The 18,348-nt window shown below is 69.8% G+C and carries 9 protein-coding genes and 1 pseudogene; all 10 read right to left on the bottom strand.

What is annotated here, in order from left to right; all coding sequences use genetic code 11:
- Positions 1–10 precede the first annotated feature (10 nt).
- The 10 genes and pseudogenes from U0R18_RS15355 to U0R18_RS15310 all read right to left on the bottom strand — a co-directional run bounded on the left by U0R18_RS15355 (position 11) and on the right by U0R18_RS15310 (position 18,057).
- The gene (locus tag U0R18_RS15355) at positions 11–1,384 is read right to left on the bottom strand and encodes a flavin monoamine oxidase family protein (protein WP_526369862.1); all 1,374 of its coding nucleotides are present in this window, start codon (positions 1,382–1,384) and stop codon (positions 11–13) included.
- 12 nt (positions 1,385–1,396) lie between these two features.
- Complete coding sequence (locus U0R18_RS15350) at positions 1,397–1,618, bottom strand: acyl carrier protein (RefSeq protein ID WP_526369860.1); 222 nt, start codon at positions 1,616–1,618, stop codon at positions 1,397–1,399.
- The gene (locus U0R18_RS15345) at positions 1,615–3,267 is read right to left on the bottom strand and encodes an AMP-binding protein (protein ID WP_526369858.1); all 1,653 of its coding nucleotides are present in this window, start codon (positions 3,265–3,267) and stop codon (positions 1,615–1,617) included. Before U0R18_RS15345 ends, U0R18_RS15350 begins: the two co-directional genes overlap by 4 nt.
- Positions 3,268–3,271: 4 nt before the next feature.
- Positions 3,272–5,056 (bottom strand): glutamine--fructose-6-phosphate transaminase (isomerizing), encoded by a 1,785-nt coding sequence (gene glmS / locus U0R18_RS15340; RefSeq protein WP_526369856.1) that lies wholly within the window; start codon positions 5,054–5,056, stop codon positions 3,272–3,274.
- A gap of 457 nt (positions 5,057–5,513) precedes the next feature.
- Complete coding sequence (locus U0R18_RS15335; protein ID WP_526369854.1) at positions 5,514–6,074, bottom strand: YdcF family protein; 561 nt, start codon at positions 6,072–6,074, stop codon at positions 5,514–5,516.
- On the bottom strand, positions 6,061–7,086 hold the full coding sequence (locus U0R18_RS15330) for a thioesterase domain-containing protein (RefSeq protein WP_526369852.1): 1,026 nt from the start codon (positions 7,084–7,086) through the stop codon (positions 6,061–6,063). The genes U0R18_RS15335 and U0R18_RS15330 overlap by 14 nt, the downstream gene beginning before the upstream one ends.
- Entirely contained in the window at positions 7,083–7,496 is a 414-nt protein-coding gene (locus U0R18_RS15325) for a phosphopantetheine-binding protein (RefSeq protein WP_526369850.1), read from the bottom strand. Before U0R18_RS15325 ends, U0R18_RS15330 begins: the two co-directional genes overlap by 4 nt.
- 397 nt (positions 7,497–7,893) lie before the next feature.
- A pseudogene (locus tag U0R18_RS15320) lies at positions 7,894–8,043 on the bottom strand (AMP-binding protein); the annotation flags it as partial.
- Entirely contained in the window at positions 8,040–14,798 is a 6,759-nt protein-coding gene (locus U0R18_RS15315; RefSeq protein WP_526369848.1) for a hybrid non-ribosomal peptide synthetase/type I polyketide synthase, read from the bottom strand. The gene U0R18_RS15315 and the pseudogene U0R18_RS15320, both read right to left, overlap by 4 nt.
- A 4-nt stretch (positions 14,799–14,802) precedes the next feature.
- The gene (locus U0R18_RS15310) at positions 14,803–18,057 is read right to left on the bottom strand and encodes a non-ribosomal peptide synthetase (RefSeq protein WP_526369846.1); all 3,255 of its coding nucleotides are present in this window, start codon (positions 18,055–18,057) and stop codon (positions 14,803–14,805) included.
- Positions 18,058–18,348 lie beyond the last annotated feature (291 nt).

The raw sequence follows: 18,348 nt of genomic DNA, 5'->3' as shown, positions 1-18,348 counted from the left end.
CCGCTGCCGCTCACGACGGCACACCCTCGAGTGCGGCCGCGGCCGGCGCGCGGTCCTCGATCAGCTCGGCGACCACCCGCCGGGCCGACCTGATCGCACCTTCCATCAGGCCGAAGTACTCCAGACTGGTCTCGGTGCCGGCCCAGTGGACGCGGCCGTGCGGGGTGGTCAGCGCCGGGCCCAGCCGCAGCCAGTCGCCCGGCCCGAACAGCGCGGCGTAGCAGCCCCTGCTGTACTGCTCGGCGGGCCAGTCCGTCACCGACACCCGGTCCGGTGGCGGCAGATCGGGGAACAGTCGCCGGGCGTGGGCCAGCGCGGCCTCCTGCTGCTGCGCCGGGGGCATCGCCGAGAAGGTCGTTGCGGCGGCGCCGGTGACGAATCCCGTGAGGACACCGGCGGATTCATCGGGCGGCGAGTCGTCGACCGTGGACAGCAGCGGACCGTCGGTGCTCACCGACCACCCGGACAGTCCGCCCGCGCGCCACAGCGGCGCCGGATAGCTCAGGTGCACCTTGACCGCGCAGCCGCGTCCGGTGGCCGCCGAGGCTCTCGGCGTGCTCAACGCGGGCCGGAAGTCGATCCCCTGTGCCAGCAGTGGTGGCACGGCGACCACGACACGGTCGGCCCGGAAGTCGACCGGATTGCCGTCCGCAGCGGAGACACATTGCACCACAACACTTTCGGAATCCTGGATGATCGTGCTGACCGGGTGCCGCAGGCGCACCCGGTCGCCGAGCCGGTCGGCGAGTGCCAGGCACAGCAGGTGGGAGCCGCCGTCGATCCGCCACTGCTGGGCACCGCCCTCGAACGAGTTCAGGTAGCGGATGCCGCCGCCGGATCGCAGATAGAAGGCCATGTGCAGGACGGAGATGTCCGCCGGGTCGGCGGCCATCATCTCGCCGATGAAGAGCGGGAAGAACGTCCGGGCATCGGGGTGGTTCACCTCGTCGGCGAGCCAGCGGGCGGCGGTCTGCCGGTCGAGCCGTCCGGCCTGCGGGGTCTGCCACGGGGCGTCGATCCGGACCTGCGCGACGAGATCCTCGAGCCGATCGAAGAGGTCCCCCAGCGCCACCGCGTCCAGGGGAGGTACCCGGCCGGCCGTCGTCGTCCGGGCCCCCGACATCAGGAACGTGCTGTGCCCGGCCATCCCCGTCGACGCCAGGGGCAGGCCGTACTCCCGGATCATGGCGAGCAACTCGGTGTGCTTGACGCCGAGGTACGCCGCACCCCCGTCGGCGAAAACGTCGGTGGATACCGGGATCCCGTGCATCCGGCCACCCACCCGGTCGCGCGCCTCGACGATGGTGACCTCGGCGCCGGCCGCCAACAGGTCCACCGCAGCGGTCAGTCCGGCCAGGCCGGCTCCGACGACGACAACATGCATTTCTCCCCCGTTTCACGTAGTGGCGAAGGCGACCTTCGTGAACAGCCCCTCCGGTGTGGGGTCGTCGACGAAGTCGTCGTACAACAGCTCCGTGCCGGAATCGCGCGCGATCGCGCTCAGCACCCGGGTGGCCAGTAACGAGTCGCCGCCGAGTTCGAAGAAGTCGGAGTTGACGTCGACGTCCTGGATCCCGAGCACCCGCCGGAAGATCTCCACGATCCGAACTGCGTTCATGGGCCGGTTCCTTTGCTCTCGCCGATGTGGGCGGCACGCCGCGTTGCCGACCGGTCGATCTTCCCGCTGGCCGTGTATTCCAGCGCCGCAACGAATTTCATTCTGGTGGGGACGAACTGGCCGGGCAGTCGCGCGCGCAGGAAGCTCTTCAGTTCGGCCGCGGTGGTGTCCCCGGCCGGCACGACATACGCGGTCAACGTGGTTCGCCCCCGGCTGTGTTCGCCGACGACGACGGACCCCACCACGGCCGGATGAGCGTTGAGCTGCGTCTCCACCTCGGCCGGATGTACCCGCACACCAAGAACTTTCACCTGCTCGTCCGCACGGCCGCGGGAATGTATGAGCCCGTGTTCGTCGCGCGCCACCAGATCGCCGGTGCGGAACCAGCGGGTGGGGCCGCCGCCGTGGTCGGCGATCGGGAATGCGCTGTCGGTGGCGTCCGGCAACCGCAGATAGCAGCTCGCCAGGGACGTCCCCGAGATCAGCAGCTCGCCGTCGGCGGTGATGTGATCCCGGACGTGGGGCAGCGCCCGGCCCAGCGGTGCGTCGCCGTCGTGGGTGGCGATCGCCTGTTCGGTGCCGGGGCCGCCGAGTTGCACCGCGTGGGTGATCATCGTCGTCTCGGTGCACCCGTAGGTGTTGAGCAGCCGGACGTGCCCGACGTCGAGGTCGCGCCACTGCCGCAACCGGGTCGGGTCGACCCGTTCGCCGCCGATCACCACCAGCCGGATGCTGGGCGGCAGCGCGGCCCGTTCCTCATGGAGGTAGAGCACCAGTTCGTGCCAGAACGCGGTCGGCAGGTCGACGACGGTGATCTCCTGTGCGGCCAGCGTGCGGACGAACCGCGGCATGGAACCGCAGTGCACGCCGTCGTCGAAGACCAGGGCCGCACCCGTGGTCAGCGCGGGCAGGATCTCCTCCAGGCAGGTGTCCCACCCGAGTGACGCGAACTGCAGCACCCGGTCGTCCGGGGTGAGCGCGAACAGCCGGCGCAGGGCGCGCACCGTGGCGGTCAGGGCCCGCCGCGACACCACCACCGGTTTCGGCGCCCCGGTCGAACCCGAGGTGCACAGCACGTAGGCTGGGTGATCCGATGAAAAAGTCTGCGGCAGTGCATAATCCGGTGCAGCCGGGATGCCGTCGAGAATTTCGGTCGGCAGACCGGTGGATCTGGCCGGGTCCGCGGTCAACGTGTGCAACCGGTCGATCCCGAGCACCGACGCGATCGCCTGCACCCGGGTGGCCGGAAGGCCGGCGTCGATCGGGCAGTAGGCCGCGCCGGCCCGCATTATCGCGAGCAACTGCTCGGCCACATCCGGGGTGTGTGCGACCAGCGCACCGACCAGATCGGCCGATCCGCCGAAACCCGTTGTCCGGTACCGTGATGCGGCCAGGCGCACCCGGGCCGCGAATTCAGCGTAAGTGGCGGGGACCCCGTTGTGCACGACGGCGGTGCGCCGGGGGCATTCCTGCACCACCGCGTCGAAGTCCCCGACCACGTCTTCGCCGGACCGGACCCCATCCCCGGCCCAGGCGCCCATTCTGGGCGGCCGACCCGCCACTGTCCGCAGCGACGGGTCGGCCGGTGTGATGGCCCCGTCGGCGGGCACGACCAGGCCGACCCCCGTATTCGATGCCCCCGGTGTCATCGGATCAATCCACCGTCACGGACTTCGCCAGGTTTCGGGGCTTGTCGACGTTGCAGCCCAGGATCAGCCCGATCGTGCGGGCCAGGATCTGCATCGGCAACACGCTCTCCAACGGGCCCCAGGGCGCATTCAGGTTGGTGGGCAACGGAATCGTGCAGCCCTCGGTGTTGCCGACGCTGATGATGCGGCCGCCGCGCGTCGCGACCTCGGCGATGCTCGAGGCCATCTTCGGATCCCCGTTGTCGACCACCACGACGGGAGTTCCATCGCCGATCAACGCGAGTGGACCGTGCTTCAACTCGCCGGCCGGGCAGCATTCGGTCCACCGGTAGGTCAGTTCCTTCAGTTTGAGCGCCCCCTCGGCCGCGTACGGCAACCCGTTGCCCTTCGAGATGAACACGAAGCCACTGCTCGAACTCACCTCTTCGGCGATCGGCGGGATGAGGCACTTCGACACCGTCGCGGCGGCGGCCAGCCGATCCGGCATGCGCCGCAGCTCGTCGACCAGTTGCGCGGCGGTCGACCGCGTCATCCGGTCGGAGTCGACCAGTGCGGACAGTGCCACGGCCGTCCCCGCGATCACCTGGCAGACGAAGGTCTTGGTGGCCGCCACACCGACCTCGGGGCCGGCCGAACAGGTGATGAAACCGGCGGCGCGCCTGGCCAAGGTGGAATGCGCATTATTGGTGATGGCCAGCACCGGGTCACCGGGTTCCAGGCCGTCCACGGCGCGCAACACATCGGCCGTCTCACCGGACTGGCTGATCGCCAGGCACAGGGTACCGGCCTCCGCGATCTCCGCGCCGGCCTCGCTGGCCACCGTGACGCGTACCGGCACGCCACCCACCCGGCGCATCAGGTTGGCGACGACCTGACCGGCGTTCAGCGAAGTGCCACAACCGATCACGTGCACTCGATCGAACGGCGCACAGCCCAGCTCCCGCCACAGGCTGCCGTCGGCGACCCGGTCGCCGAGCTCGTCGAGCACGCGGGCCGCGGCGGCGGGTTGTTCGTCGATCTCCTTGGCCATGTGGTCGACGTAGCCGTTCAACTCCACGTCGCCGCTGCGCCACGGGCAACGCGCCACCGCGTTGGGATGGCGGGGCCCGGACCGGGCCGGGGCCGCGGCACCGGTCAGTTCGACGACGTCGTCGTCCTCGAGCACCGTGAAATGGTCGACCCAATCCGTGACCGCGGCGATGTCGCTGGTCGCGAAGGCGCCGTGGGCGGAATGAGCGATCAGCAGGGGTGAGCGGCGGGCGGCCACCACGATCCGGCCGGTCCGCTTCTCCAGCACCGCCAGCGCCCAGGATCCCTCCAGCGGAGTGAGCGCGGCCTGCACCGCATCCGGCAGATCCCCGGACACGGCCAGCTGATCCTCGATCAGATGACACAGCACTTCGCTGTCGACGTCCGACGTGAAGTGATGGCCCGACAGCGCCAGCGCGTGCCGGAGCTGAACGGCGTTCTCGATTATCCCGTTGTGCACCAGACTGATTCGCCCGCCGCAGTCGGAGTGCGGGTGGGCATTGCCCTCGGTGGCCGGTCCGTGGGTGGCCCACCGGGTGTGACCGATACCCGTGCCGTCCAGTTCGGGGCCGGTCCAGCCGGCGACCGAGCGGTTCAGCGCTTCGACGTGTCCCACCGTCCGGAACCGCACGACATCCCCGGTCGTCGTGCGCACGGCGACCCCGGCCGAGTCGTAGCCACGGTATTCGAGCCTGCGAAGCGCGGTCAGAAGGTAGTCGATCGCCGGAGCCTGGGTACGGCACGCGATGATCCCGCACATCAGCGGGTCCGCCCATCCGGACCGATCGGAAGCGGGCGGCGGCCCCCCAGCCGCCGCCACCGCTCCGATGTGACCGTCGTTCGCCCGGCGTACCCCACGTCCGCCGGACCCAGCAAAGAATTTGCCAGCAAGCGCTGACCGTCACTGGGAGCTAACTTCCGGATCACCACTTCACTATCGGTCCCGGCACGGGTGAGGTACATGGACCATCAGAGCCAATTTTGGCTAGTCCGCGGACTAGCTCCCCCGGATCGCGCCCCGAGTTCCGGCGGTGCCCCGGCACCGGCCCGCGGGATGCCGCGGGCCGCGTCGAGGCTGGCCGACGGCCCGTGGGCGAGGTTTTCGGCGGTGCGGCACGTCCCCCACGACACCGCGGTTCGAGCGGACTAGTTCCCACCGCCGAAGGATCTGGATCTTCCCAACCAAGAGAGCTGGATCCCCGTCCCGCGGGGAGCCGTCAGCAGCCCGGTTGCAGGACCGCCCGGACATAACCGGCGGTCTGGTAGGCGTATTCGAAACCCCACCTGGCGGGCGTGAGGTGCGCCGGGCTCGCGACCATGACGAGGTCGCCGTCGAAGCACTGCCCGAGGATGTAGCGGGCCCGGGAGATGTGCGGCTGGAACGTCACGACGATGACCGTGTGCCATCCGTGCAGGGTCGCCAGCCGGCGCAGCTCACGTCCCTCGCCCTTGGTCGTGACGGGATCCGGCACGAAGCAGTGCACCGTGATCCCCGGGTCCGGGGCGGCGCACAGGTCGGCCAAGCGCCGGTTGTCCGTGCCAGCGGGGTTCGAAATCACCAGTTCGGGGGCCCAGCCCTGTTCGGCGAGGTCCAGACCGAAGGGGTAACGGCCGTGTTTGGGCCCGCTCAGGACCAGGATTGCGTCGGCGCGGCGCAGCTGGTCGACCTGGGGACGCACGTACACCGGCAGCCCCGCGGCGACAACGCCGCACAGCAGGCAGACGACGACCGCGAGGTGCCGGACCCGGTGGCGCGCCAGGAGGTCACCGGGCGGCACGGCGGACCGCCGAGGGGCGCGCGGCACCGGTCGCCGGTCGTGGGAGGCGTCGCTGCACCTCGGTGACGAGTGCGGCGAACGTCGGGGCATGACCGGGCAGCAGCATGACATCGCCCGTGCAGCCCTCGGGCCCGGCGAACACCGCCGTGCTCACGGTCGATCTGCCCCAGCGCAACGGGCGTGCCCAGGACCGCCGCCAGGACGAGCAGGGCAGCATCACATCCAGGTGGCAGCCGCAGGGTCCAGGCGTGTACTCGCGCACCGCGGCCATCGTCGTCTCCTCGACGCGCTGGCGCCTGGCCAGCACCGGATCGGAGATCTGCGCGGCCCGGCGCGGCGTCAACCGGCGCAGCCGGGCGGCCAGGTACCGCCGGCGCTCGGACGCCGGGACCTGCAGCAGGGTCCGGGCGTGCGTCACCGAACGTCCGGCCAGGTAGCGGGCCTGGGCCGCCCGGATGCGCAGGGGACGGTAGGACGTGCAGTACGGCGCTCCGAACAGGATCAGGTTCGTGACGTCCGCACCCGCAGCGGTCAACTGGCGCGTCAGCTCGAACGCCACGGTCCCGCCGGCGCAGTACCCGGCGATCGACATGGGCCCCGTGGGCCGGAACGCGCGGATCTGCGCGGCGAAATAGCGCGCCATGTCCTCGACGCTGGTCAACGGAACGCTGCCCTCCTCGAGCCCCGCCGGTTGGAGACCGAAGAACGGCTGATCCGGGGCGAGGTGCTGGACCAGTGCGCGATAGGCGAACACATCGCCGTTGTGCCCGGCCACCGCGAAGATCGGCGCCCGCGTCCCGGTGACCTGCAGGGGCACGATCGCGCGCTGCTGCACGGCCAGCCGCTGAGCCTCCCGCAGGAAGGCGACCACCTCGGGCTTGCGCTGCGCCAGATCGCGTTTGTGTTCGTCGGTCAGCACCCCCGCCGGGGCGTCCAGCCGCAACCGGTCGCCGTCGAGCGCCACGCTCACATCCAGCTTGCGCAACTCCGCGAGCAACTCGGCTGCCGTCATAGTTCGATCTCCTCCCGCGGGCCCGAGCGGGCAGCCGCGAGCGGGGCGCGCTCATCGGCCGTCCAGGACAGTGCGTCGATCGCGGCGGCGAGCTGCTCGGCCGTCGGCCGCTCGAACAGGTTGCGCAGGGGTAGATCGACGTGCGCCATCTCGCACAGCTTCGCCATCACACGGGCGGCCATCAGCGAGTGGCCGCCGAGGTCGAAGAAGTTGTCGAACACGCTGATGTCGCTGCGATCGAGCACTTCGCTGAACACCCCGACCACCAGGCTCTCGCTGGACGACCGCGGGACGACGATCTCGTGCGGCTCGGTGTGGGTGGGTTGGGGTGGGGGTAGGGCGTTGCGGTCGAGTTTGCCGTTGGGGGTCAGGGGGAGGTGGGGGAGGGGGTGGTAGTGGGTGGGGTGCATGTAGTCGGGGAGGTGGGTGGCGAGGTGGTGGCGTAGTTCGGTGTGCAGGTTGGGGGGGGGGGGGGGGGGTGACGAGGTAGGCGGTGAGTTGGTGGTGGCCGTGGGGGTGTTGGTGGGTGGTGACGGCGACGTGGTTGATGTGGGGGTGGGTGGCGATGGTGGTTTCGATTTCGGCGAGTTCGATGCGGTAGCCGCGGATTTTGATCTGGTGGTCGATGCGGCCGAGGTATTCGATGTCGCCGTTGTCGAGGCGGCGGGCCAGGTCGCCGCTGCGGTACATGTGGCCGTCGTGGAAGGGGTCGGGCAGGAAGCGTTGGGTGGTGAGGTCGGGGCGGTTGAGGTAGCCGGCGGTGACGCCGGGTCCGGCGATGTGGATTTCGCCGGTGACGCCGATGGGGACGGGGTTGCCGTGGGGGTCGAGCAGGTAGAGGCGGAGGTCGGGGATGGGTTGGCCGATGGGGCTGGTGGTGGTGTTCAGGTCGGTGGTGGTGATGGGTCGGTAGGTGGCGTGGATGGTGGTTTCGGTGATGCCGTACATGTTGATCAGTTGGGGGTGCTGGTCGCCGTAGCGCTGGATCCAGGGGGCCAGGGTGGGGGGTGGAGGGCTTCGCCGGCGAAGATGATGTGCCGGAGTGCCCAGGTGGCCCGGGGTTGGGTGTGGTCGGCGTCGATGAGGCCGGTGAACGCGGTGGGGGTTTGGCAGTAGATGGTGACGTGGTGGTGTTGGAGCAGGGTGTGCAGGGCGGTGGGGTCGCGGCTGGTGTCCTGGGATATGACGATGAGTTGTCCGCCGTGTAGCAGGGCGCCCCAGGTTTCGAAGACGGAGACGTCGAAGGCGTAGGAGTGGAACAGGGTCCAGACGTCGGTGGGGCCGAATCCGAACCAGTGGTCGGTGGCGGCGAACAGGCGTAGCACGTTGTGGTGGGTGACGCGGACGCCTTTGGGTTGGCCGGTGGATCCGGAGGTGTACATGACGTAGGCCAGGTCGTCGCCGGTGGCGGGGGTGGCTGGTGGTGTGGTGGTGGTGGGGGGGAGGGGTTCGTCGAGGTAGAGGTGTTCGATGGTGTTGGGGTCGAGTTGGTCGGCCAGGTCGCGGTGGGTCAGGACGAGGTGGGCGTGGGCGTCGGTGAGCATGAAGGTGGCGCGTTCGGGGGGGTAGATGGGGTCCAGGGGCAGGTAGGCGGCGCCGGTTTTGAGGATGGCCAGGATGGCGATGATGACCTGGGGGCTGCGGGGGAGTCGGATGCCGATGATGGTGCCGGTGCGGGCGCCGCGGGTGCGTAGGTGGGTGGCCAGGGTGTCGGCGTGGTGGTCCAGTTCGGCGTAGGTGTAGGTGATCGGGCCGGTGGGGGTGTCCATGTGCAGGGCGGTCGCGTTGGGGGTGGCCTGGGCTTGGTGGGTGAAACTGTCATGGAGCGTGGCCCGCGCCGTGGTGAACACCGGAGTCTCACCCTCACCCACCAACAACACCCGCTCACTCGGCGACACCAGCGACAGCGCGGCGAGTTCGGCGGCCGGTTCCGCGGTCACCTGCTCGAGTAGCAGCCGGTACTGCTCGAGCCACCGCGCCACCGTCGTGCCGTCGAACAGGTCGGCGTTGAAGTCGCACTCGACCACGATGCGTTCGCCGTCGTCGATCGCGTTGAGGCCCAGGTCGAAGTTGTAGAACGCCTTCGGTGTCTCGATGCCGTCCACGGTGAGCTCGCCGAAATCGATCGGGGCGGCGACCTTGTCCATGTTGAAGATCACCGACACCAGCGGGGTCCGGCTCAGGTCACGGGGCAGTCCCAGCTCCTGCACCAGGGTGCCGAACGTGAGCCGGGGATGCGCGTGCGCGTCCAGGAATGTGCGGCAAGCCGAGCGCAGATGCTCGGCGAACGTCTGGCGGGCGTCGACGTGGCAGCGCAGCGGGACCATGTTGACGCCGTGGGCCACGAGGTGGCTGTTCTCCTGCAGTCCCTGACCCGCGATCGGCACACCGACGACGAACTCGTCGACCGCCGCCAAGCGCGAGACCAGCACCTCGAAAACGGCGAGCAGCATGACGAACGGTGTGGCGCCCTGCTGGGCGGCGCACCGGCGGATGGCCTGGTAGAGCGCGCTGTCCAGCTCCAGCACCCGCCGGTCGGCGGGATAGGTCTTGACCGCGGGCCGGGCGCGGTCCAGCGGCAGTTCGAAGGTCGGCACGCCGGACGCGTACTGCTGCATCCAGAATTCGAGCGCCGCGTCGGACTCCGCCATGGTCTCCGGCGACCGCTGCTGGTCCACGAAACCGCGGAACGACGCGGCCTGCGGCAGCATGGGCGTCACGCCGAAACGGCTGGCCGTGTAGCTGCCGCCCAGGTCGGCGAACACCACCGCCGACGACCACCCGTCGACGACGGCGTGGTGCGCGGTGAACACCAGGCGGTGCCGGACGGGCGCTTCCCGGATGAGTTCCGCGCGCCACAGCGGCGCGGCCCCGAGGTCGAACGGGGTGCGCATCTCGCGGTCCACCAGTCGCGCGATGGCCGCCTCCCGTTCTGGTTCGTCGAGCGCGGCGAGATCCGTGACCGGCAGCTCGACCAGACCGCCGGCGGCGGGGAGCACGCGCTGGGATTCGTCCGTCAGGTCGATCGACAGGCGCAGCGCCTCGTGGCGCCGGACCACCTCGGTGAGCGCGCGCCGCAGCGACTCCACGTCGAGTGGGCCGGTCAGCGTCAGCACGAAGCATTCGTTGTAGGCGCAGTTCGCGTCGTCCCCCATCAGCGTCGCCGCGCAGAGTTCCCGCTGACCCTCCGTCAGCGGGAACGGTGAACCCGCCTCAGGGGTGCCGGTGCGCCGGGGCAGGAAGTCGGCGTCCTGCATCTGTGCGAGCGTGGCGCCGAACGCCGCCACGATGTGGTCGAGGTCGGCGTCGTCGTGGGCGAGTGTCAAGAAGCACGGCCGACCCTCCGAGATGTACACCCCCTTCTCGCGCATCAGCGGGTAGTACATCGGCGCCAGCGGCAGATCGGGCGGGAACGACACCACGAACCACGACGAGAAGTGGGTGATCCGGATCGGCGCACCGGCGTCGTCGGCGACTCTCCTGAGCCGTTCGACCAGTTCGGTGGTCCGCAGGTTGAGGCCGCGCTGCAGCTCGGGACCGTCGCGGCGCAGGCGGTCCAGCACCGCGCGGGCGGCGGCAAGTGCGAGTGGGTGGCGCACGAAGGTGCCGGCGAAGAACGTGACGCCCACCTCCGGTCCGGAGTCGTCCCCGTACCGCCAGTCACCGCCGTCGAGCGCATCGAGGTACTTCGCGCTGCCGGCGACCATGCCGATCGGCAGGCCGCCGCCGATCACCTTCCCGTAGGTGGCGATGTCGGCGCGGACCCCGAACACCGACTGCGCGCCGCCGGGGTGCGCGCGGAACCCGGTCACCATCTCGTCGAAGATCAGGGCGGTGTCGCTCTGCGCGGTCACCGCGCGCAACTCGTGCAGGAATTCGCGCGGCTGCAGTTCGGGGCACCGGCTCTGCACCGGTTCGACGAGGACCGCGGCGAGCCGGCCCGCCAGGGACCTGATGGTCTCCAGGGCCTCCGGCGTGCCGTATTCGAGCACCAGGATGTTGTCGGCCATCGCGGCCGGAATACCGGGTGCGACGGGCACGGCGCGGCCGTCACCGCTCATGGTCGGGCGCACCAGCACCTCGTCGAAGACCCCGTGATACGAGCCCGCGAACGCGACGATCGTGTCGCGTCCCGACACCGTTCTGGCCACCCGGATCGCGGCCATGACGGCTTCGGACCCGGTGCTGCAGAACGCCGCGCGTTCCATGCCGACCATGTCGCAGAGGAGTTCGGCGACCTCGCCCGCCAGCAGTGACTGCGGTCCGATCTCGATGCCGGCCCGGTACTGCTCGCAGACGGCATCCCGGATGAACTCCGGGTTGTGGCCGAACAGGATCATGCCGAACCCGTTGGTCATGTCGACGTAGTCGTTGCCGTCCACGTCCTGCAGGTGGGCACCGGAACTGCCGACGGAGACGATCGGGTAGACCAGCTCCTTCCAGCCCTGCCGGAAGCCGGCCACTGTGCGCGGATCGGCCAGGTGCGCCCGGGCGGCCTGCGTCGCGGCCTTGGACTTCGCGGTTCTGCGGTTGTACCGCTCGATCATTGCCGCGAGGTGCCGGCCCTGGTGTTCGGTCGGCGCTCCGGACGGGCCACGCTTCGGCGGACGGTACGGCCCGAACGCCGTCGTGGCCGGGGTTGTGGGTGCCACCGCCGCCGAAGTCGTCGGGGATCGGTCCGGCGGCGATGGCACCGAGTCGGAGGACAGCGTCGGCCCCGAGTGTTCGGCCAGGAGCTCGGCCAGCAGGTTCAGTGTCGGCGCGTCGGCCAGCAGGGTCCGCACGGAAACCTTGGTCGCGAACTGCTTCTGCAGTGCGTTCGTCGCCTGGGTGAGCAGCAGCGAATCGAAGCCGAGCTCCAGGAAGTTCGCATCGGGTGTGAGGATCGCGGGGTCGACGCCCGAGAGGTCCACGAACAGCGCCCGCAGCCGCGACAGCAGCGCGTCGGCGCGGGTGTCGGTATCGGTCGGCGGTACCTCGGCCGGGACCTCGGCGGCGGGTGCGGGCCCGGCCGGCTCCGGCCGCGCAACCGGCTCGACCCAGTGCCGCTGACGCCGGAACGGGTAGGTGGGCAGCGGCACCCGGCGACGACGTCCCGGGCCGTGCAATCCACGCCAGTCGATGTCGACGCCATGCGCCCAGAGCTGACCCGCGGCCCCGAGCAGGTGCTCGACGTCGGCGTCCCAGTCCTGGCCGGGATTCAGCGACGTGGTGATGAGCTGCGTCGCGGGCCGCCGATCGTGCTGGCGTGCCAGCGTCGCGAGCGCTCCGCCGGGACCGACCTCGAGCAGTGCGTGCTCGTCGTCGATGAGCTCGCCGATCCCGCGGGCGAACTGCACGGGCTCGCGGAGTTGACGGGCCCAGTAGTACGGATCGACGGCTTCCTCGTCGGTGATCGGGCGGCCGGTTCGGCTCGAGATCCAGCGGGATTCCGGTGCGCGTCGCGGGGTCGCGGCGACGATCCCGGCGAACGGCTCGACGACGGGCTCCATCATCGGTGAGTGATACGCGTGCGACGTGTGCAGCCGCCGATGGGCGATGCCGTCCCGGTCCAGGGCCGCCGCGAACGCCGCGATCGCCTCGGCGGCTCCCGAGACGACGGTGAGGTTGGCCGAATTGATCGCCGCGATCGACACGTCCGCGGTCGATGCCGCCGCGACCACGTCGACCGGCGCCCGGACGGCGAGCATCGAGCCCGGCGGCGTGTCCTGCATGAGGCGGGCCCGGCGGGCCACCAGTACCAGCGCGTCGTCCCGCGTGAACGTGCCACCGAGGCACGCGGCGACGTACTCGCCGATGCTGTGGCCGATCATCGCGTCGGGCCGAACACCCCACGACCTCCACAGCTCGGCCAGCGCATATTCGGTGGCGAACAGCGCGGGCTGCGTGATCGCGGTCTGGGTCAGTCGCTGCCGGGCGGACTCGGTATCCGACTCGCCGGGATAGAGCACGGTGCGAAGATCGACGCCGATCTCGGGCTGCAGCACCTCTGCGCATCCGTCGATGACGTCGCGGAAAACCGGTTCGGTCTCGTAGAGCCGACGGGCCATGTTGACGTGCTGTGAACCCTGGCCCGGGAACATGAACGCGACGCCAGGGCCGTCCGCCTCGCCGGTGCAGTCCCGTACGCGGGTGCCGTCGCCGCCGCCGAGGAGTGTGATCGCGTCGTCGCGATCGCGGCAGACGATCGAACGTCGCCGGACGAACCGGCGCCGGCCGGTCTGCAGCGTGAACGCGACATCGGCGAGGTCGACCGTCACGTCCTGCACGAGGTGGTCCCGCAGCTGGAGTGCCGCACGATCCAGTGCCTCCGGATCCCGGCCCGATAGCACCAGCAGCTGCTGGCGGCGTGCGGGCGGGCCGGTCGGTGCCGGCAGCGGGGCCTCTTCGAGCACCACGTGGGCGTTGGTTCCGCCGAGGCCGAACGAACTGACGCCGGCCCGGCGCGGGGTCGGGCCCGCCGGCCAGTCGCGCTGCGCCGCGTTGACGAAGAACGGGGTGTTCTCGATGTCCAGTTTCGGGTTCGGCGACGCGTAGTTGATGCTGGCGGGCAGGGTTCGGTGATGCAGGGCGAGCGCGGTCTTGATCAGCCCCGCGACCCCGGCCGCGACGTCGAGATGCCCGATGTTCGACTTGATCGAGCCGATTGCGCAGAAGCCGTTCCCGTCGGCGCCGCCGGCCCGGAACGCCTGCGTCAGGCCCGCGATCTCGATGGGATCGCCCAGTGCGGTGCCGGTGCCGTGGGCTTCGATGTAGGAGATGGTCGCCGGATCGATCCCGCCGAGCATCTGTGCCATCGAGATCACCTGCGCGTGACCGTCGACGCTGGGTGCGGTGAATCCGACCTTGGCACTGCCGTCGTTGTTCAGCGCCGCGCCCTTGATGACCGCGTAGATCGTGTTGCCGTCCGCGAGGGCGTCGCGCAGCCGGCGCAGCACGACGATGCCGAGCCCGTTGCTGGACACCGTGCCGGCCGCGTCGGCGTCGAACGCGCGGCAGTGGCCGTCCGGCGCCAGGATCAGACCCTCTTCGTGGAGGTATCCCCGCCGTTGCGGGAGTCGGACCGACACCGCACCGGCCAGTGCCATGTCGCACTGGTAGGTCTGCAGACTCTGCACCGCGAGGCAGACGGCCACCAGCGAGGTCGAGCACGCGTTCTGGATGTTCAGCGCGGGTCCCTGCAGATCGAACTTGTAGGACACCCGCGTGGCGATGTAGTCGTTCGCGTTGCTCATCAGGACCGTCATGGGGCCCAGCGGGTCGGTCACATCGCTGCGGGAAAGCAGGTTCTGCAGGTAGTAGCTGTTGGTGGTCGCCCCGGCGAACACCCCGATCGGGCCGTCGAAACGCTGCGGGTCATGGCCCGCGTTCTCGAGGGCCTCCCACGCGGACTGCATGAACAGCCGCTGCTGCGGGTCGAGGATCTCGGCTTCCCGGGGAGTGAATCCGAAGAACTGCTCATCGAACTCGTCGGCCCCGGACAGCACGCCGCGGGCGCGCACGTAGTTCGGGTCCGACCGGACCAGCATGTCCTCCCGGTCGCCGGGCTCGAGTTCGTCGGGGGCGAACCGGGTGATGCACTCGCGGCCCGCGAGCAGGTTCTGCCAGAGCGCGGCGACGGTCGGCGAGTCGGGAAAGCGGCCGGACATCCCGACGATGGCGATGCCGTCGAGAGGGTCGTAGTCGTCGGAGTAGGGCCCGGAGTCGGACATCGGGTCAGCCCCGTCCCGCCGGATTGCGTTGCCGGGCGTAGGCCGCGCGTTGCTGACGGGCCCGCTGCTGGTGACGCGATCGGTCTTCGGACCCGCCGTCGCCGCCTGCACCGGCGAGGTGGCGGGCCAGCGAGCGCACGGTCGGGTACTGCAGGAGGGCGACCATCGACAGGTCCGCGTCGAGCCTTTCGCTGAGCTGGGCGTGCACCCGGATGGTGAGCAGCGAGTCGCCGCCGAGCTCGAAGAAGTGATCGTCGAGGCCCACCTTGTCGACGTGCAATACCCGCTTCCAGACGTCGGCGATCGCTTTTTCGGCCGGGTTGCGCGGCGCGATGTAGGGGCTGCTGGTTTCGGTGTGGGTGGGTTGGGGTGGGGGTAGGGCGTTGCGGTCGAGTTTGCCGTTGGGGGTCAGGGGGAGGTGGGGGAGGTGGTGGTAGTGGGTGGGGTGCATGTAGTCGGGGAGGTGGGTGGCGAGGTGGTGGCGTAGTTCGGTGTGCAGGTTGGGGGGTGGGGGGGTGGTGGTGACGAGGTAGGCGGTGAGTTGGTGGTGGCCGTGGGGGTGTTGGTGGGTGGTGACGGCGACGTGGTTGATGTGGGGGTGGGTGGCGATGGTGGTTTCGATTTCGGCGAGTTCGATGCGGTAGCCGCGGATTTTGATCTGGTGGTCGATGCGGCCGAGGTATTCGATGTCGCCGTTGTCGAGGCGGCGGGCCAGGTCGCCGCTGCGGTACATGTGGCCGTCGTGGAAGGGGTCGGGCAGGAAGCGTTGGGTGGTGAGGTCGGGGCGGTTGAGGTAGCCGGCGGTGACGCCGGGTCCGGCGATGTGGATTTCGCCGGTGACGCCGATGGGGACGGGGTTGCCGTGGGGGTCGAGCAGGTAGAGGCGGAGGTCGGGGATGGGTTGGCCGATGGGGCTGGTGGTGGTGTTCAGGTCGGTGGTGGTGATGGGTCGGTAGGTGGCGTGGATGGTGGTTTCGGTGATGCCGTACATGTTGATCAGTTGGGGGTGCTGGTCGCCGTAGCGCTGGATCCAGGGGGCCAGGGTGGGGGGGTGGAGGGCTTCGCCGGCGAAGATGATGTGCCGGAGTGCCCAGGTGGCCCGGGGTTGGGTGTGGTCGGCGTCGATGAGGCCGGTGAACGCGGTGGGGGTTTGGCAGTAGATGGTGACGTGGTGGTGTTGGAGCAGGGTGTGCAGGGCGGTGGGGTCGCGGCTGGTGTCCTGGGATATGACGATGAGTTGTCCGCCGTGTAGCAGGGCGCCCCAGGTTTCGAAGACGGAGACGTCGAAGGCGTAGGAGTGGAACAGGGTCCAGACGTCGGTGGGGCCGAATCCGAACCAGTGGTCGGTGGCGGCGAACAGGCGTAGCACGTTGTGGTGGGTGACGCGGACGCCTTTGGGTTGGCCGGTGGATCCGGAGGTGTACATGACGTAGGCCAGGTCGTCGCCGGTGGCGGGGGTGGCTGGTGGTGTGGTGGTGGTGGTTGGGGGGAGGGGTTCGTCGAGGTAGAGGTGTTCGATGGTGTTGGGGTCGAGTTGGTCGGCCAGGTCGCGGTGGGTCAGGACGAGGTGGGCGTGGGCGTCGGTGAGCATGAAGGTGGCGCGTTCGGGGGGGTAGATGGGGTCCAGGGGCAGGTAGGCGGCGCCGGTTTTGAGGATGGCCAGGATGGCGATGATGACCTGGGGGCTGCGGGGGAGCCGGATGCCGATGATGGTGCCGGTGCGGGCGCCGCGGGTGCGTAGGTGGGTGGCCAGGGTGTCGGCGTGGTGGTCCAGTTCGGCGTAGGTGTAGGTGATCGGGCCGGTGGGGGTGTCCATGTGCAGGGCGGTCGCGTTCGGGGTGGCCTGGGCCTGGTGGGTGAAACTGTCATGGAGCGTGGCCCGCGCCGTGGTGAACACCGGAGTCTCACCCTCACCCACCAACAACACCCGCTCGGCCTCGTCGACCGGGTCGAGTTCGCGAACGTAGGTCGCGTCCCCGCCCGAGAGCCGCATCAGCACGGTCACCAGATGGGTGAACATCCGCTCGATGGCGGCCTCGGTGAAGCGCTCGGCGGAATACTCGAGGCGCAGCAGCATCTCCTCGTCGCCGTAGACCAGCAGCGCCAGCGGATAGTTGGTCTGCCCGATGTACTCGAAGTGGCGCCCCGGCAGCTGCAGACACGAATCGAGCGTCAAGTAGTCGAACACGACCATGCTCTCGAACAGCGGGGTTCCGCGAGCCACTCCGCTCCACGCCTGGACGGCGGCCAGCGGCGTGTGCTCGAAGGGCCGCCGCGCAGTCTGCTGGGTGCGCTGGGTGCGCAACCACTCATCGATCTGCGCGTCGTCGTCGACCGCGATCCGCACGGGCAGCGTGTTGATGAACAGGCCGACCCGTGCTTCGACGTCGGCCATTCCCGTCCACCGTCCGGTGCGGGTCGCGCCGAACACGATGTCGGATTCGCCGCTGTAGCGATGCAGCAGGTAGGCCCACGCGGCCTGCACCAGCGTGTTGACCGTGACGCCCGCCCGCCCGGCCCCCTCGCGAAGCTGGTCGGATAGCGCACGCGACAGGCGTTGCGCGCGAGCGCCGAACTTCTCGTCGCCCGGCCCGAGGGTTATCTGCGTGTCGACGCCGAACGGTGTCGGCGCCCGGAAGGTGCCCAGTTCAGCGCGCCAGAATGTCTCGGCCGGGGCGAGGTCGAGCTCCCGCCGCCACTCCAGGTACTCCCGGTACGGCCGGGTCGGCGGCAGGGTCAGTGGCTCGCCGCGCTGGGCGGCGTCGTAGATCGCGAACCATTCGCGCAGCACGATGTAGGAGCGGCCATCGCCGAGCAGGTGGTGGAACGTCCAGATGACGCGGTCGGTGCCGTCCGGGAACCGCGCCACGAACAGGCGGTGCAGGGGCGCACGGGACAGGTCGAAATCGCGGTGGCGGTCGGCGCGGCGGTGCTCTTCGAATTTTCTTTCGGCCTCGTCGGGCGCGAGGTCGCGCCAGTCGGCCACCGTGGCCGTCTGTTCGGCCCGCGCCAGCACCTCCTGTCGCGGCTCGTCCACGTCGCCGAAGCGGAACCGCGTGCGCAGGACGTCGTGGCGCAGCACGACGTCGTGCAGGGCCCGTTCGAAAGCAGGTACGTCAAGCCGTTCGTGCAGCGTGACGATGATCTGTTCGATATCGACCCCGGCCCCCGGCGAACTGAGGGCGTGGACGAGCATGCCCTGCTGCATCGGCGACAACTCGTAGGTATCGACCGCGTCGTTCTCGGCAACGTCCCCCATGGCCCATCGCCGCCTACCCCGTCGGGATCCGCGCCGCGCGCGGTAGCCCCGATGGGCCCCGCCGCAGACATCCCCCGACGGGCTCTCTCCTTGCTTCCCACATGGTTCCCCCTCGAGGTTTCATGCAAGGTTTCCTCCCCGTGGCAAACTCTACGAGCAAGCGGTGATTATCGCTAGAACTTGTTTCGCGGGATCATTCCGACGCCCCCGCATCGCCCGCCCGGCGATGGCGCGGCGCCACCGGTCCGGCAACGCACACCCCACGCGCACCGCTCGCGGCCCCGGCGACGT

Source organism: Mycobacterium sp. (assembly GCF_046330795.1).
GTDB lineage: Bacteria > Actinomycetota > Actinomycetes > Mycobacteriales > Mycobacteriaceae > Mycobacterium.
The sequence above is the reverse complement of the archived record's forward strand: the minus strand, read 5'-3'. Positions and strand labels throughout refer to the sequence as shown.

What these genes read in the sequence shown, in the direction of transcription:
- U0R18_RS15355 (WP_526369862.1), bottom strand. Translation starts at nt 1,384, where the DNA reads ATGCATGTTGTCGTCGTCGGAGCCGGCCTGGCCGGACTGACCGCTGCG.
- U0R18_RS15350 (WP_526369860.1), bottom strand. Translation starts at nt 1,618, where the DNA reads ATGAACGCAGTTCGGATCGTGGAGATCTTCCGGCGGGTGCTCGGGATC.
- U0R18_RS15325 (WP_526369850.1), bottom strand. Translation starts at nt 7,496, where the DNA reads ATGCACCCCACCCACTACCACCCCCTCCCCCACCTCCCCCTGACCCCC.
- glmS (WP_526369856.1), bottom strand. Translation starts at nt 5,056, where the DNA reads ATGTGCGGGATCATCGCGTGCCGTACCCAGGCTCCGGCGATCGACTAC.
- U0R18_RS15315 (WP_526369848.1), bottom strand. Translation starts at nt 14,798, where the DNA reads ATGTCCGACTCCGGGCCCTACTCCGACGACTACGACCCTCTCGACGGC.
- U0R18_RS15310 (WP_526369846.1), bottom strand. Translation starts at nt 18,057, where the DNA reads ATGGGGGACGTTGCCGAGAACGACGCGGTCGATACCTACGAGTTGTCG.
- U0R18_RS15330 (WP_526369852.1), bottom strand. Translation starts at nt 7,086, where the DNA reads ATGACGGCAGCCGAGTTGCTCGCGGAGTTGCGCAAGCTGGATGTGAGC.
- U0R18_RS15345 (WP_526369858.1), bottom strand. Translation starts at nt 3,267, where the DNA reads ATGACACCGGGGGCATCGAATACGGGGGTCGGCCTGGTCGTGCCCGCC.